The sequence below is a fragment of the Actinophytocola sp. genome, from assembly GCF_035712165.1.
Classification (GTDB): Bacteria; Actinomycetota; Actinomycetes; order Mycobacteriales; family Pseudonocardiaceae; genus DASYTH01.
In genome coordinates, this window is sequence record NZ_DASTBH010000531.1 from 1 (window position 1) to 15,025 (window position 15,025).

A 15,025-nucleotide genomic window follows, 5' to 3' on the forward strand; every position below is an offset into this window, starting at 1 on the left:
GTGAACGTGTCCGGCGGCGGCGTGGTCGGCGAGGAGGTGCGGCCGTACCTGCCGCTGACCCAGAAGCTGGGCAAGGTGCTCGCGGCGTTGTCCAGCAAGGCTCCCGACTCGATCGCCGTCGACGTGCGCGGTGAACTGTCCACTGAGGACCTTTCGGTGCTGCCGCTGGCCGCGATGCGCGGCGTGTTCTCGGGGATCGTCGAGGATCAGGTCACCTTCGTCAACGCCCCGCGCCTGGCCGCGGAACTGGGCGTCGCGGTCGAGCTGACCACCGAGCCGGAGAGTGCCGCCTACCGCAGCGTGGTGCGGCTGCGCGCGGTCTACCCGGACGGCGGCACGCTGACCGTCGGCGGCACGCTCACCGGGCTGCAGCAGGTGCAGAAGCTGGTCGAGGTGAACGGCCGGCACTTCGATCTGCGCGCCGAGGGTTACGTGCTGCTGCTGGAGTACCAGGACCGGCCGGGTGTGATGGGCCGGGTCGGCACGCTGCTCGGCGAGGTGGGCGTCAACATCGAGGCGGCTCAGCTGTCCCAGACCACGGACAAGACCGAGGCGATCATGCTGCTGCGGGTGGACCGGCAGGTGGATCCCGCCGTGCTGTCCTCGATCGGCGCTGCCGTCGGTGCCCGGCTGGTCCGGTCCGTCGACTTCAACTGAGTCCGGCACGCACACCGCGACACGCGCGACATCACCTAGTCGGGTGGCCTCAATGATCGCCCGGGCGTGGTCCGGGTAGCCTTCCCTGGTCTGTTCAAGGGAACACCCATGGAGGTGTACATGCGGCTCGCGGTCATCCCCGGAGACGGGATCGGGCCTGAAGTGACCGCTGAGGCCCTCAAGGTCCTGGGCGAGGTGGCGCCGACCGCCGAGATCACGCGCTACGACCTCGGGGCGGCACGCTGGCACGCGACCGGTGAACTGCTGCCGGAATCGGTGCTCGGCGAGCTTCGCCAGCATGACGCGATCCTGCTCGGCGCGGTCGGCGATCCGTCCGTGCCCAGCGGCATTCTCGAACGCGGGCTGCTGCTGCGGCTGCGGTTCGAGTTGGATCACCACGTCAACCTGCGGCCGGCGCGGCTCTACCCCGGGGTGCAGAGCCCGCTCAGCGACCCCGGCGAGATCGACATGATCGTGGTCCGGGAGGGCACCGAGGGCCTCTACGCCGGCAACGGCGGACTGTTGCGAAAGGACACTCCACACGAGATCGCCACCGAGGTGTCGGTGAACACCTCCTACGGCGTCGAGCGGGTGGTTCGCGACGCGTTCGCCCGGGCCGCCGCCCGGCCGCGCAAGCACCTCACCCTGGTGCACAAGACCAACGTGTTGACGCACGCCGGCTCGCTGTGGTCCCGGGTGGTGGAGGAGGTCTCCCTGCAGCACCCCGACGTCACGGTGGCCTACCAGCACGTGGACGCCACCACGATCCACATGGTGACCGATCCCGGCCGGTTCGACGTGATCGTCACCGACAACCTGTTCGGCGACATCCTCACCGACCTCGCCGCGGCGGTGACCGGCGGCATCGGCCTGGCCGCCAGCGGAAACCTGGACATCACCCGCCGCAACCCGAGCATGTTCGAACCGGTCCACGGCAGCGCCCCCGACATCGCCGGCCAGGGCATCGCCGACCCCACGGCCGCCGTCCTGTCGGTGGCGCTCCTGCTCGACCACCTCGGCGAGGCCGAACCCGCGCGCCGCATCGAGGCCTCCGTCGCCTTCGACCTCGCCACCCGGGACCACCCGTCCCCCGGCAACACCTACGCCATCGGCGACCGCCTGGCCGCCCTGGTCTCCTCCAACACCCGCACCGACGCCTGAGCTGTCCCGCCTCTCCGGAATTCTTGTTCGGTTGTTGCGTTCCGGCGAACGGGTGCGATGTCGGGTGGATCATGGCTGGGTGCCGTCACGGTCCCCTGAGGTCGCTGTTGGCCGGGCACGGACTTCCCACACCTCGCCGGGTCTCAAGGGGTGGGAGGATTCGACCGCGAGGTGGTACCCGCTCGGCGGCTGTGGCACGATGCGTCCGTGGTCAACTCTGTTGTGATCATTATCGACGAGCGCGCTGGATAGCGATTCACCTCCAGCGCGCTGACCTCCTGCATTCCCAGCGGGGGGTCTTTTTGTTTTCCAGCCACATGAGGAGACGAGTCCCGTGAGAACCGCCCCCGCCGGCACGCCGCTCGGCGACGACTTCCACGTCTACGACACGACGCTGCGCGACGGGGCCCAGCGTGAGGGCATCTCGTACTCGGTGGCCGACAAGCTGGCCGTGGCCCGGCTGCTGGACGAGTTGGGCGTCGGGTTCATCGAGGGTGGCTGGCCGGGCGCGCTGCCCAAGGACACCGAGTTCTTCGCGCGGGCGGCGGCCGGCGAACTGAGCCTGCGCCACGCCGCGTTGGTGGCGTTCGGCTCGACCAGGCGTGCGGGAACCGCGGCGGCCGAGGACCTGCAGGTGCGCGCGCTGCTGGAGTCGCGGGCGCCGGTGGTCACGCTGGTCGCCAAGTCCGACCGCCGGCACATCGAGCGGGCGCTGCGCACCGACGTCACCGAGGCGTGCGCGATGGTGGCGGACACGGTGGCGTTCCTGGTCGGGGAGGGCCGGCGGGTGTTCCTGGACGCCGAGCACTTCTTCGACGGCTACGCCCACGACCCGGACTGCGCGCTGCGGATCCTCGACGCCGCGGTCACCGCCGGGGCGGACGTCGCCGTGTTGTGTGACACCAACGGCGGGCAACTGCCGCTGGGGCTGGCCGAGACGGTCCGCGAGGTGGTCGCCCGGACCGGTTTCCGGGTCGGCATCCACTGCCAGGACGACACGGCCAGCGCGGTGGCCAACAGCGTGGCGGCGGTGCAGGCCGGCGCCACCCACGTGCAGTGCACCGCCAACGGCTACGGCGAACGGGCCGGCAACGCCGACCTGTTCGCCGTGGTGGGCAATCTGGTGACCAAACTCGGCATGCCGGTGCTACCCACCGAACGCGTGCCGGAACTGGCCAGGGTTTCGCATGCCCTGGCCGAGATCGCGAACATCGCGCCCGACACCCACCAGGCCTATGTCGGGTCGTCGGCCTTCGCCCACAAGGCGGGGCTGCACGCGAGCGCGATCAAGGTGGATCCGTTGCTGTACAACCACATCGACCCGACCGTGGTGGGCAACGACATGCGGGTCCTGGTGACCGAGATGGCCGGCCGGGCGAGCCTCGAGCTCAAGGGTCGGGAGCTGGGACTCGACCTGGCCGGCCAGCCCGCGGTGCTGAACGCGGCGGTGCGCCGGGTGAAGGAGCTGGAGGCGCGCGGCTGGTCGTTCGAGGCGGCGGACGCCTCGCTCGAACTGTTGCTGCGTACCGAGATGTCCGAAGTGGACACTCCGCCGTTCGTGCTGGAGTCCTACCGGGTCATCCTGGACCACCGGCTGGACGGCGAGGTGGTGTCCGAGGCGACGGTGAAGGTGCTGGTGGCCGGGGAACGGGTGATCGCCACCGCGGAGGGCAACGGACCGGTGCACGCGCTGGACGCAGCGCTGCGGCAGGCGCTGCTGCCGCATCTGCCGTGGCTGCGCGAGGTCGCGCTGGCCGACTACAAGGTGCGCATCCTCACCGATCACCCCGGAACCGACGCGGTCACCCGGGTTCTGGTCGAGTCGACCGACCACGAAAGCGAGTGGACCACCGTCGGCGTGCACGGCAACATCGTCGAGGCGAGTTGGCTCGCGCTGTGCGATGCCCTGGCGCACAAGGCCATGCGGGTGCGGTCGCACCAGCCGCTGTCCCTATAGTGCCGCCATGCGTGCGACTGTGGGGCTGGCGGCAATCGTGCTGATGCTGACGCTCGCCGGGTGCGGCGAGGACGAGCCGGACGCGGGCGCCGGTCCGTGGTCGGACGGGATGCAGCCGGCCGCCGCGGCCACGAAGATCGGCGCAGGCGATCCGTGCCCGCTGCCGGTGACCATGGACGTCGCCGACAAGTGGCTGCCGAAGTCGGTGGAGGCGGGCACGTTCCGGCAGGGTGACCTGGACCTGGTCTGCGAGATCGACGCGAAACCGGCCGGTCCGATCGGGTTCATCCGGGTGTGGACCGGCGCGGCGCAGCCCCGGGCCGCGCTGGAGGCCTACGTCGCCGACCAGAAGGACACCAGCGAGGTCAGCTACCGGGACACCGAGGTCGGCTCCGGTTCGGGCGCCGAGGTGATCTGGAAGGACGGCGAGTCCGGCCGCAAGCGTGCCTTCGCGGCCCCGGCGCCGGGCGGCGTGGTGGTGGTCGTCGTGGGCGGCATCGACGACGAGGAGTACCAGGCGCTACTGCCCGCCTATCTGCTGGCGAAGAAGACCATCACCTAGGCTGACGGTCGTGCGTATCGCCCGTATCGCTCACCCGGAGGGTGTGGCCTTCGTCGCCGTCGAGGGCGAGGGGGACGACCTGGCCGCCGCCGAGATCGCCGAGCACCCGTTCGGCACGCCGACGTTCACCGGCCGGCGCTGGCCGCTGGCCGACATCCGGCTGCTGGCCCCGATCCTGCCGTCCAAGCTGGTCGGCGTCGGCAAGAACTACGCCGACCACGCCCGCGAGATGGGCGGCGAGGCGCCGGCCGATCCGGTGATCTTCCTCAAGCCGTCCACCGCGGTGATCGGCCCGGCCGTGCCGATCAAGCTGCCGCCCAGTTCGTCCCGAGTGGACTATGAGGGCGAGCTGGCGGTCGTGATCGGCATGCCGTGCCGGGACGTGCCCGCGGCGCGGGCCGCCGACGTGGTGCTCGGCTACACCATCGGCAACGACGTCACGGCGCGCGACCAGCAGCAGAGCGACGGCCAGTGGGCCCGGGCCAAGGGTTACGACACGTTCTGCCCGCTGGGCCCGTGGATCGAGACCACGGTGCGGCCGGACGACCTGGCGCTGCGCACCGAGTTGGACGGCGAGGTCAAGCAGGACGCGCGCACCTCGCTGTTGCTGCACGACGTGCCGAAGCTGATCGAATGGATCACCGGGGTGATGACCCTGCTGCCCGGCGACGTGATCCTCACCGGCACGCCCGCCGGCGTCGGCCCGATGTCGGCCGGGCAGTCGGTCTCGGTCACGATCGAGGGCATCGGCACCCTGACCAACCCCGTAGCCCCCCGCTGAGCTGTCCCGCCTCTCCGGAATTTTTGTGCGGTTGTTGCGTTCTGCGGAGCGGTGCGGGTGGCGGGTTGATGGTGGCTGGGCGGCGTCACGGTCCCCTGAGGTAGCTGTTGGGTGGTTGGGGACGGACTTTCAGGGGTGGTTGGGGCGGCGGGCGAAGGTGGGGGCGTGCTCGGGGCGGGGGCCGATCGCCACGATGTAGGCCGGGATGGCCCGCAGGAACGGCAGGTATCGGGTCAGGACCACTGGCGCCGCTGGGAAGGTGGTCCGCTCGCCGGTCAGCACCGGCCGGATGACCAGTCGCTGCAGGACTCGCTGCAAGCCTTGGGTGAGCACCATGGGGATCCATCGCCGGCGCCGGACCTTCGCCAGGTCGGCCGGCCGCACCCGGTGTTGCCGCAGGGGTTCGGCCAGCAGCGTCGCGGTGGCCACCGCGTCCTGCACGGCGAGGTTGATGCCGACCCCGCCCACCGGCGACATGGCGTGCGCCGCGTCGCCGATCAGCAGCAGGCCCTCGGTGTGCCAGCGGTGCAGCCGGTTGAGCCGGACGTCGAGCAGCTTCACGTCGTTCAGGTCGGTGAGCGTGTCGACCCGGTCGGCAAGCTCCGGCGCGATGTTGACGATCCGCCGGCGGAACCGGTCCAGCCCCTCGGCCCGCAGCCGGGCGTCGTCGCCCTTCTTGAGGAAGTAGGCCATCTGGAAGTAGTCCCCTCGGTTGATCAGCAGCCCGAAGTCCTCGCCGTTGATCCGCGGCGACAGCCCGCTGACCTCGCCGCCCTGCTCGTAGCGCGGCATCCGGAACCACCAGACGTCGAACGGCACCGGGAACTCCTTGGGCCGCAGCCCGGCCTGTTCGCGGATCACCGAGTGGCGGCCGTCGCAGGCCACGGTCAGCTCGGCGTGGAGGGTGCCGGTCGTGCCGTCGCTGGTGCGGTACCGCACGCCGGTGACCCGGCCGTTGTCCCTGATCAGGCCGGTGACCTCGGTGTTCATCCGCAGCGTGAACGTCGGCTCCTGCTTTGCCGCGTCGGCGAGCAGGTCCAGGAAGTCCCACTGCGGGACCATCGCGACGTAGTTGTACGGCGGGCGCAGCCGGTTGATCTCGCCGACCGTGGCGAAGCCGCCGTCCGGCGTCGGCACGCCGATCGACTCCAGTCGGCTCTGCGGCAGCCTGCGGAACTGCGGTCCCAGGCCCAGCTCGTCGAGCAGCCGCACGGTCGAGGCGTGCACGGTGTCGCCGCGGAAGTCGCGCAGGAAGTCGCCGTGCTTCTCCAGCACGGTGACCTCGACACCGGCCCGGGCGAGCAGCAGGCCGAGCACCATCCCGGCCGGGCCGCCACCGACGACCAGGCAGGTGGTTCGTTCGTTGCCGGTCATGATCTCTCCCCAAATTTCAACAGTAGTTGAATACCATGAGGATGCACCCCCCCACCGGATGCGTCAAGGGCACATCACGTGGATACGCTGAATGGACCATGGTTACCGCACCCGCACCCACCGGTGTCCGCACCCGGTTCTGCCCGTCGCCGACCGGAACGCCGCACGTCGGCCTGATCCGCACGGTCCTCTACAACTGGGCCTTCGCCCGGCACAACGGCGGCACCCTGGTGTTCCGGATCGAGGACACCGACGCCGCCCGGGACAGCGAGGAGAGCTATCAGGCGCTGCTGGACGCGCTGCGCTGGCTGAACATCGACTGGGACGAGGGTCCCGAGGTGGGCGGGCCGGACGAGCCGTACCGGCAGAGCCGGCGCGGCGCGATCTACACCGACATCGCCACCCGGCTGCTCGCGGCGGGGGAGTTGTACGAGTCGTTCTCCACGCCCGAGGAGGTCGACGCCCGGCGGCGCGCGGCCGGCCAGGACCCCAAGCTCGGCTACGACAACGCCGACCGCGACCTGACCGTGGAGCAGAAGGCGACCTTGCGAGAGCAGGGCCGCGAGGCGGTGCTGCGGCTGCGCATGCCGGACGAGGACATCACCTTCACCGACCTGATCCGCGGCGAGATCACGTTCAAGGTCGGCTCGGTGCCCGATCCGGTGCTGGTGCGGGCCAACGGCGCCCCGCTCTACACGCTGACCAACCCGGTGGACGACGCGCTGATGCGGATCACGCACGTGCTGCGCGGGGAGGACCTGCTGCCGTCCACGCCCCGGCAGATCGCGCTCTACCAGGCGCTGCGCCGGATCGGCGTGACCAGCCTCGTCCCCGAGTTCGGCCACCTGCCGCTGGTGCGCGGCGAAGGCAACAAGAAGCTGTCCAAGCGGGAGCCCGAGTCGGATCTGTTCCGCTACCGGGAGCGCGGCTTCCTGCCCGAGGGGCTGCTCAACTACCTGGCGCTGCTCGGCTGGGCCATCGCCGAGGACCGCGACGTGTTCAGCATGGCGGAGATGATCGCCGCCTTCGACATCGCCAAGGTCAGTAGCAACCCCGCGCGGTTCGACATGAAGAAGGCGGAGGCGATCAACGCCGAGCACCTCCGGGCGCTGCCGGCCGAGGAGTTCGTCGACCGGGTGATCCCGTACCTCGTTTCCGCCGGCACGCTTCCGGAAAAGCCGTCGACCGATCAGCTGACCATTCTTCGCGCCATTGCTCCGCTGATTCAGGAGCGCCTGGTCGTGCTTTCCGAGGCGCCCGGGATGGTGGCATTCCTGTTCGTTTCCGACGACGATTTCGCACCCGAGCCGGAATCGGCGGCCAAGGCGCTCGGCGCGGACGCCGGGCCGGTCATCGACGCGAGCGTCGAGGCCCTCTCCGGGCTGTCGGACTGGTCGGCCGCCGGGATCGAGCAGGCGCTCAAGTCGGCGCTGGTGGACGGCCTCGGGCTCAAGCCGCGCAAGGCCTACGCCCCGGTCCGGGTGGCGGTCACCGGGCGCACCGTCTCGCCGCCGCTCTACGAGTCGATGGAACTGCTCGGCCGCGAGCGGTCACTGGCCCGGCTGGGTCGGGCCCGGCCGTAACGCTCGGTGGGCACGCGGCGATGTAGCTCTTTTTGGGTCCGTTGTGGACGCCCGGATCTGGATCGAATCAGAAGTAGGACTATACCCTGAACAGCCGAATCGGACAGGGCGCCGAGCGACCTAGCCTCTCGGGGTGACTTCTGCGCTCGTGCCCGAGCAACTGGATGACCACCCGGCGACCGGACTGGAGGCCCCGCACCAGCTCATCCCGATCCACGCGGTCTGCCTGGACATCGACGACACTCTGGTCGACTTCACCACCTCAGCGCGGAGGGCACTGGCCAGGATGATCGGCCGGGACGACATGTGGCCGACCTGGCAGCGGATGACCGAGGAGCACGTCAAGAAGGTCGTCGCCGGGGAAATGGACTCCGACAGCATGCGGCTGGCCCGCACCAAGGCTTTCATGGCCGGTCTGGGCACCGTGCTCGACGACGAGTCGGTGCTCAAGCTCGAATGCCGCCGGCACGCGGACATGACCGGCGCCTGGCAGCTTTTCGACGACGTGGTGCCGTGCCTGGACTGGTTGCGCGCGGCCGGTCTCAAGGTGGCCGCGGTGACCAACGCGTCCGGTCCGCAGCAGCGCGCGAAACTGCACAGTCTCGGTATCGCGCGGTTCTTCGACACGGTCGTGATCGCCGGCGAGCTGGGGGTGGCGAAACCCGATCCAGTGATCTTTCAGACCGCGTGCCGGCAACTCCGTGTGTCCGCCTGCGAGACCCTGCACGTCGGCGACCGCCTGGACACTGACGCGGTCGGGGCCCAGGACGCCGGCCTGCACGGAGTGTGGTTGCACCGGCGCGGGCCCCAGCCCCCCGGAGACACCGGCGTGCACGTGATCGAGACCCTGTCCGACCTGCCGGCGCTCATCGTCAGCGAGTACCTGACCCCGGCCGCGACCGGACCCGCCGGGGTACCCGGTCAGCGTGGTCCGGATCCGGTTTCCGGTGCCGGCGGGGCGTGGTCTACCATCTCTGGACGGTGCCACGAACAGTGATCCGCGGTAAAGCGGACCCGCTGCTCATGCGCGCCAGTGGGGTATGGTGTAATTGGCAGCACGACTGATTCTGGTTCAGTTAGTCTAGGTTCGAGTCCTGGTACCCCAGCAGAGTGAATCGGGTATGATTCTCTCTGGTTAAGGCCCCGTCGTCTAGCGGCCTAGGACGCCGCCCTCTCAAGGCGGTAGCGCGGGTTCAAATCCCGTCGGGGCTACAGTTGTCACCCGGGCATCCCGAGGCCGGGAAATCACCAGCTTGACGGTGGTTTCCCGGCCTCGGTTCTATGTTTGGGGGGCTGGCCGAGCAGGTCTGTGCGGAGTTCATCGGTCAGGTCGAGCGGGCCCCGGACCAACCCACACTCGGCCAACTAATCGACGAACATCTCAGTACGCGCGCAAACGCGTCCATCCGCAGAAGATCGGCCAGCTCACGATTAGCCAGGTCGACGCGCACGCGCTGGAGACCTTCTACGCCCAGCTGCGCCGCTGCCGCGAGCATTGCGACGGCCGACCGACGGTGACGCCACTACACGGCCACCGCGCACCGCTGCACCGGCCGGTGCCCGCCGCACACGTGCCGACAGTTGGCGCAGTGGACCGTCCTTTCTGATCAGCTCGGCCTACGAGCGCGCGATCCGGTGGAGGTGGATCGATGCCAACCCGACCCGGCAGGCGCAGGTTCCCTCGCCACCGGCACCGGACCCGCCCACCGCGGAGCAAGCCGTGCATGCCGAACGGGGTCGCCACGACTGCGTCGCGGTTGGCTGCCGGTGGGGGCTGGTCGTGCGCCCGGCGATTTGGCCAGTCCGTCGGCGACGGATCGCGCTCGATGTGGAGACCGTGGCCGTGCTCACCGAACACCGGCAGCGCCAGGCGCGAGCCGCGGCCCAGGCCAGGGTCACGCTCACCGATCAGCACTACATCTTCGCCGCCACCACCGACGGCACCACGCCACGTAAGCCGTCCACGATGTCCAACCGCTACAAGGGCTGCGCCACCGCCTGGGCATCGCCACCTGTCTGAAGAACCTGCGGCACTACCCGGCCACCGAACTGATCACCGCCGGAGTCGACATCCGCACCGTTGCCGGCCGCCGCCGATCAGCATGCCTCGATCGCGCTGATGAACCGCATGCCCGAGCGACCCCACACCGACACGGCCGCCACCCGCAAGGTCCATGAGCAGCTCGCCGCGAATCTCGACCAGGACTGGTGCGCAGGCGCACTGGCCGGCGGAGCCGAGGTCACCGTCAACGGCCTCGCGCGCTGCCACAACGTCACTGAATACGTTTGCGCACCGGGCTATCTGCGCCCTCAAGGACCGTGGAGTGCTCGAGGTCCGCAATGGACACCGCAGCATCGTGTTGCCCTGCCTCGATTCCGATCGCGCCACTCCCGCATATCCGCCACGCTCGGTCGCACCCGACCCGGATCAGCCGGGTGCGGCGGATCCGGTCCCGGCGACCGAGACCGTGGAGAACCTGCTGCGGGCCGCCGTGCGCCGGGCCGGCGGGGACCTCGCCGACTATGAGATGGCGGTCCACATCCCCGGCCAAACCGAGCCGGTCACCACCGTGGCGGTGGCAGCATGACGATCGCCGAACCCAGCACCCTCACCCGACCTCACGGAACGAGTGACCACTCGCAGGTCCCCATGAGTCAGCCCGAGCTGGTCGCGCTGATCCGACGGATACGGCGCGAGGCGCACCGTGCGGGACAGCGCATGCCCGGCCGCCCAGCGTTGGCCCAGCACCTCGGAGTATCGACCTACCGGGTCCGGCGGGCGTTGGACGAGATCGCTCGAGACGAGCGTTTCCACGTCCGGCCCTTCCCGGCCAGCCGAACGCATCCCACAACCAACGGCGCCGGCGCCGTCACTCAGGACACCGCCAGCCCACGCTCAGGTCAGGTTACGAAGATCGGCCCGATCCGTTACCGGTCGTGTGCGGCGGTGACCACGGTCCCGGCCGATCCGGGGTCGGCGCCGCGATCCCCGTCGTCGGTCCGTTGCGGCGGGGTGCTCTCCGGCGTCTCGGGTGGGTGGTGATCACTGGTCGCACGGTTGCGCCACAGGTCGCGAAGGATGATCCGGATGATGCTGGCGATCGGGATGGCGAGCAGCGCCCCGAGAATTCCGGCCAGTTCGGCGGCTATCAGGATCGAGACCAGCACGGTCAGCGGATCGAGCTTGACGGTCCGGGAGAACACCACCGGTTGCAGCAGATGGTTCTCCAGTTGCTGGTAGAGCACGAAGAACACGACCACCACGATGCCGGCGGTCACCGAGTGGATGAACCCGGCCGCCCCCGCCACGATGGCGCCGAGCGTGGCGCCGATCAGGGGGATGAGATCGACGATGGCGACGAACAGGGCGATGAGCCCGGCGAAGGGCACGCCGAGGATCTTCAGCACCAGGAAGGTCAGCGTTCCGCAGATCACGCTGATGATCAGGTTGCCGGTGAGGTAGCCGGTCACGGTCCGGGCGCACTCCGCGCCGACCCGCCGGATGCGCTGCGCCCGGTGCGGGGGGAACAGTCCCAACGTGCCGTCGATGATCTTCGGACCTTCGAGCACGAGCAGGAAGGCCAGCACGAGCACGGTGATCGTCGCGATGATCCCGGTGCCGACCCCGCGCAGCACGTTCAGCGCCGGTTCCCCGAGTCCGGCGGCGAAGGACCGGATGCTTTCCTGGTTCTGCTGCACGTACTCCAGCGCGTGGGTCCGCTGCAGCAGGTCGCCGACCGGCCCGCGGCCGGCGCGGGCCTCGGAGATCAGTTGGGGAAGCGGGCCGGCCAGCGCGGTCCCCTGCCTGGCCAGTGGCACCGCGAACGCCGCCAGCAGGCCGCCGAGTGCCAGCACCACCACCAGGAACACCGCGAGGGTCGCGAGCCATCGCGGACACCACGGCAGGCGGCGCTGGATCCAGTCCGCCGCGGGATGCAGCGCCGTGGCGAAGAAGACGGCGATGAGCAGCCACACCAGCACGCGCTCCACCCGGAGCACCAGCGCGACCAGCACCGCCGTGGCCAACAGCAGGCCGATCGCGATCACGATGATCCGGACCACGGCCCGGTCCTGCCGAACTTCACCCATGGGAGCAGGCATAGCCCGACATCGGCCGGGGAAACCACCGAGAGCAGGTTGAAATCGCTCCGACCATCCGAGGGACTAGGTCGGCAGTCGGCAGGCACAGCACTTCCCAGGGTGTCCCGGCGTTGCAGTCGGCTGCCGGCAGGCGAAGCTGTATGACGTTCGGCGTGGTTCTTCTCGGCACTGGCGTGGAGTTCTGCGGCCTGGTGAGGGTCGGGCGTGGCCGGCCAGGGCGGCGGCGAGGACTGCCGCCGTTCGACCTGCGGCGCCGCATGACGATGACGACAGCATAGGCACCAGACCGGCCGCGGTCGTGATCATGTCCGAGTAGAAAGCCCCCAGCCCTGGTCCGCAACCGATGATCAACGCCGGACCGCCCGCTGACGATGCAACCGGTCGTGGGTTACCTTCCGTGTTACAGGCGGAGGTGTTTCATGACCGGGCGCCGGGTCGCGTTGTCGGTTGTCGTCCTTGTGCTCGTGGTGGTGGGTGTGCTCGTCGCCGTGTTCTGGCGCGGCGAGACCCAGGGGGCCGCGCCTCCTGCGGCGCCGCCCGCCGGGTCGGTGACGGACCTGCCAGCCGGCTGGCGCTGGGAGGCCTACGGCGGCGTCGAGGTGCAAGTGCCGGCCGACTGGGGGCACGGCACCTCCAACTATCCGCCCTGTCTGAACCGGGAAAAGGGCCGGCCGCACGTCGGCCGTCCTGGCATGGTCCCGTTGGTGAAGTGCTCGGGCCCGCCGGTGCCGGCACTGCAGCTGCGCGTCCCGTACCTGTGGTTCACCGGCAACACCGTCAGCGCCGATCGGGTTCAGACCTATGACGGCGGCTGGGTTTCGCAGACCCGTACCGTCGCCGGCACCACCTTCACCGTGTTCAGCGACGACCCGGACCTCCGCGCCCGCATCCTCGGCTCGGCCCGCCCGGCCGCCGGGGCGACGGATCCGGCGTGTCCGGCCGACCACCCGGCCAGGATTAACCGCGACGCCCGCCCCGACCCTGGCAAGCCCGGCCTCGCACCGGTCGAATCGATCACCATCTGCCGCTACTCGCTCACCGGCAACGGTCCGGCCGTGCTGTCCACCAGCCGGCTCACCGGCGCCGAGGCCGCCGCCGTGTCCCGCGCGATCCTCGCCGCGCCGGAGGGGACCGGTCCCGACACCCCGGAGAACTGCGCCGCCGAACACGCCGCAGGCGACGAACTCGTCGTGCTCAGAATCGCCGGCGGCACCGAGGTCGTGGTCCGCTACAGCGGTTGCGTCGGACACGGCTTCGACGACGGCCACACCCGCCGGCAACTCACCGCCGACGCCCTCCGCTCCATCCTGACCGGCCCGCACCGTCCCTCGACGCTCATCGGACCGGTCAGCGAACTGGTATGGGGAGTCAGGTGAGCGCACGAATCGTCATCACCGGAGGTGCGGGTTTCCTTGGTTGCCTGCTGGCTCGCCGGCTGCTGGCGTCGTCGATCTCCCTGGGTGGCGGAAGCGCCGAGCGGGTCGGGGAACTGGTGCTTCTCGACCTGGTTGCCCCACCGCCGGACCTCGCCCGCACCGATGTGGTCCGACCCGTTGTCGGCGAGCTCGTGTCGACGATCGGCGATCTGGGCGACGTGGACGCGGTCTTCCACCTCGCCGGGGCGGTCAGCGGTGCCGCCGAGGCCGACTTCGATCTCGGCATGCGCACCAACGTGGACGGCATCCGAGCGGTACTGGAGTACACGCGACGACGCCGCGTGCCTCCGGTCCTGGTCTTCTCCAGCTCGCTGGCGGTGTTCGGCAGCGACCCCGCCCTCGGCCCGATCGGTCCGGTGGACGACGACACCCTGCCACGGCCGCAAACCAGTTACGGCACCCAGAAGTTCATCGGCGAGCAGCTGGTCGCCGACTACACGCGGAAGGGCTTCGTCCGCGGCCGGGCCGTGCGACTGGCGACGGTGTCCGTGCGGTCCGGCACACCCAACGCGGCGGTGTCCGGCTTCCTGTCCGGGATCATCCGGGAACCCCTTGCCGGGCAACGGGCGGCATGCCCGGTACCGCCGGACACCCCCGTCGCGCTGTCCTCACCCCGCCGGTCGTTGGCCGGCATCGTGCTTGCCGCCGAGGCCGACGACGACACGTGGGGCAGCAGGACGGCCATGAACCTGCCCGCACTCACCACCACACCCGAACTGATGGCAGCCGCCCTCGACCGTATCGCCGGCGCCGGTACCAGCGACCTGATCAACTGGGTCGACGATCCCGTCATCGGCGCCATCGTGCGGAGCTGGCCCGCAGAGGTTCGGGCCGCCCGCGCGCAACGGCTGGGCCTGACCCCCGACTCGTCCTTCGACGACGTCGTGCGCGCCTACCTCGCCGACAACCCGGCAGCGCGCGGAAGCCCGGCTGTGCCGCCACCTGGACCTCAGTAAGTCTCAGTTTCCCTTGCCTGACAGGCACTTCGCCTCGCTTTCGGCCCCGTGTCGCGTCGACCCGCATGAAAGTCTGGGTTAGCTGATGCCCGAGTTGTTGTCCTGTGCGGATGTGGAGGTCGGAGTCGCGTACCGCTTGGTCGGGTTGCACGACCGCGAGGTGGACGAGACTCCTCCATCACCGCAGGAGGCCGGCCACTTGTGGCTGGGTGCGGGAACCTCGGCTGTTGTGCTGCAGTCAGCGGAGTGCGGACGACCTCGAGCCGCTTGCACGAGGGGCGCGACCTTCAGGCCGCCTCCCGCCGCCGGTCAGCTGGCGCTGCCGGTGATGTCGCGGTGCCAGGCGTCAGCGGGCCGTGGTGGCGACCCGGTCGGCGATCGGCGAGCAGAACGCCCCCTACAACGGCAAACCCCCGTTACCTTCTTCGTGGCTCTTGATCAAGGGCTGTGGTCGCCA

13 protein-coding genes and 2 tRNA genes are annotated in these 15,025 nt (G+C 69.9%); 13 read left to right on the forward strand and 2 right to left on the reverse strand.

The genetic code is table 11. The features are described 5' to 3' along the window. The 5 genes from VFO68_RS29890 to VFO68_RS29910 all read left to right on the forward strand — a co-directional run. Nucleotides 1-657 (forward strand): ACT domain-containing protein (locus VFO68_RS29890; protein WP_325161754.1); only part of this gene is annotated, 657 nt, incomplete at its 5' end. Between the two features lie 120 nt (nt 658-777). Then, on the forward strand, nt 778-1,818 hold the full coding sequence (locus VFO68_RS29895) for a 3-isopropylmalate dehydrogenase (protein WP_325161766.1): 1,041 nt from the start codon (nt 778-780) through the stop codon (nt 1,816-1,818). 334 nt (nt 1,819-2,152) lie between these two features. After that, nucleotides 2,153-3,775 carry a citramalate synthase gene (cimA, locus tag VFO68_RS29900; protein WP_325161755.1) on the forward strand — a complete coding sequence of 541 codons (1,623 nt, stop codon included), beginning with the start codon at nt 2,153-2,155 and terminating at the stop codon, nt 3,773-3,775. Nucleotides 3,776-3,782: 7 nt separating this feature from the next. Next, nucleotides 3,783-4,337: a lipoprotein gene (locus VFO68_RS29905; protein ID WP_325161756.1), complete on the forward strand. Its 555-nt coding sequence runs from the start codon at nt 3,783-3,785 to the stop codon at nt 4,335-4,337. 10 nt (nt 4,338-4,347) lie between these two features. Next, nucleotides 4,348-5,118, forward strand: coding sequence for a fumarylacetoacetate hydrolase family protein (locus tag VFO68_RS29910; protein WP_325161757.1), 771 nt, complete (start codon nt 4,348-4,350; stop codon nt 5,116-5,118). A 129-nt stretch (nt 5,119-5,247) separates the two neighbouring features. Here the strand turns inward: VFO68_RS29910 and VFO68_RS29915 are convergent, their stop codons facing one another. Further along, entirely contained in the window at nt 5,248-6,492 is a 1,245-nt protein-coding gene (locus VFO68_RS29915) for an FAD-dependent oxidoreductase (protein WP_325161758.1), read from the reverse strand. 98 nt (nt 6,493-6,590) lie between these two features. Between VFO68_RS29915 and gltX the strand changes: the two genes are divergently transcribed. From gltX to VFO68_RS29945, 6 genes are all read left to right on the forward strand, one after another. Beyond that, the gene (gene gltX / locus VFO68_RS29920) at nt 6,591-8,075 is read left to right on the forward strand and encodes a glutamate--tRNA ligase (protein ID WP_325161759.1); all 1,485 of its coding nucleotides are present in this window, start codon (nt 6,591-6,593) and stop codon (nt 8,073-8,075) included. Between the two features lie 211 nt (nt 8,076-8,286). Further along, nucleotides 8,287-9,072 carry an HAD family hydrolase gene (locus VFO68_RS29925; protein WP_414635602.1) on the forward strand — a complete coding sequence of 262 codons (786 nt, stop codon included), beginning with the start codon at nt 8,287-8,289 and terminating at the stop codon, nt 9,070-9,072. A gap of 37 nt (nt 9,073-9,109) precedes the next feature. Beyond that, a tRNA-Gln gene (locus tag VFO68_RS29930) sits at nt 9,110-9,181 on the forward strand. 33 nt (nt 9,182-9,214) lie between these two features. Further along, nucleotides 9,215-9,287, forward strand: a tRNA-Glu gene (locus tag VFO68_RS29935). Between the two features lie 616 nt (nt 9,288-9,903). Next, a complete protein-coding gene (locus VFO68_RS29940; RefSeq protein WP_325161761.1) occupies nt 9,904-10,095 on the forward strand; it encodes a hypothetical protein in 192 nt (63 codons plus the stop codon). Nucleotides 10,096-10,399: 304 nt separating this feature from the next. Further along, the gene (locus VFO68_RS29945) at nt 10,400-10,663 is read left to right on the forward strand and encodes a hypothetical protein (protein ID WP_325161762.1); all 264 of its coding nucleotides are present in this window, start codon (nt 10,400-10,402) and stop codon (nt 10,661-10,663) included. Between the two features lie 340 nt (nt 10,664-11,003). Here VFO68_RS29945 and VFO68_RS29950 read toward each other — a convergent pair whose 3' ends face one another. Then, nucleotides 11,004-12,164, reverse strand: coding sequence for an AI-2E family transporter (locus VFO68_RS29950; protein ID WP_325161763.1), 1,161 nt, complete (start codon nt 12,162-12,164; stop codon nt 11,004-11,006). 431 nt (nt 12,165-12,595) lie between these two features. On the opposite strand from VFO68_RS29950, the gene VFO68_RS29955 reads away from it, so the two are divergent. After that, a complete protein-coding gene (locus VFO68_RS29955) occupies nt 12,596-13,552 on the forward strand; it encodes a hypothetical protein (protein ID WP_325161764.1) in 957 nt (318 codons plus the stop codon). Next, nucleotides 13,549-14,568: a D-erythronate dehydrogenase gene (denD, locus tag VFO68_RS29960; protein ID WP_325161765.1), complete on the forward strand. Its 1,020-nt coding sequence runs from the start codon at nt 13,549-13,551 to the stop codon at nt 14,566-14,568. Before VFO68_RS29955 ends, denD begins: the two co-directional genes overlap by 4 nt. The last annotated feature ends 457 nt before the right edge of the window (nt 14,569-15,025 follow it).

Coding starts and splice junctions, on each gene's coding strand:
- VFO68_RS29895 (WP_325161766.1), top strand. CDS start 778: ATGCGGCTCGCGGTCATCCCCGGAGACGGGATCGGGCCTGAAGTGACC.
- VFO68_RS29905 (WP_325161756.1), top strand. CDS start 3,783: ATGCGTGCGACTGTGGGGCTGGCGGCAATCGTGCTGATGCTGACGCTC.
- VFO68_RS29915 (WP_325161758.1), bottom strand. CDS start 6,492: ATGACCGGCAACGAACGAACCACCTGCCTGGTCGTCGGTGGCGGCCCG.
- gltX (WP_325161759.1), top strand. CDS start 6,591: ATGGTTACCGCACCCGCACCCACCGGTGTCCGCACCCGGTTCTGCCCG.
- VFO68_RS29950 (WP_325161763.1), bottom strand. CDS start 12,164: ATGGGTGAAGTTCGGCAGGACCGGGCCGTGGTCCGGATCATCGTGATC.
- VFO68_RS29955 (WP_325161764.1), top strand. CDS start 12,596: ATGACCGGGCGCCGGGTCGCGTTGTCGGTTGTCGTCCTTGTGCTCGTG.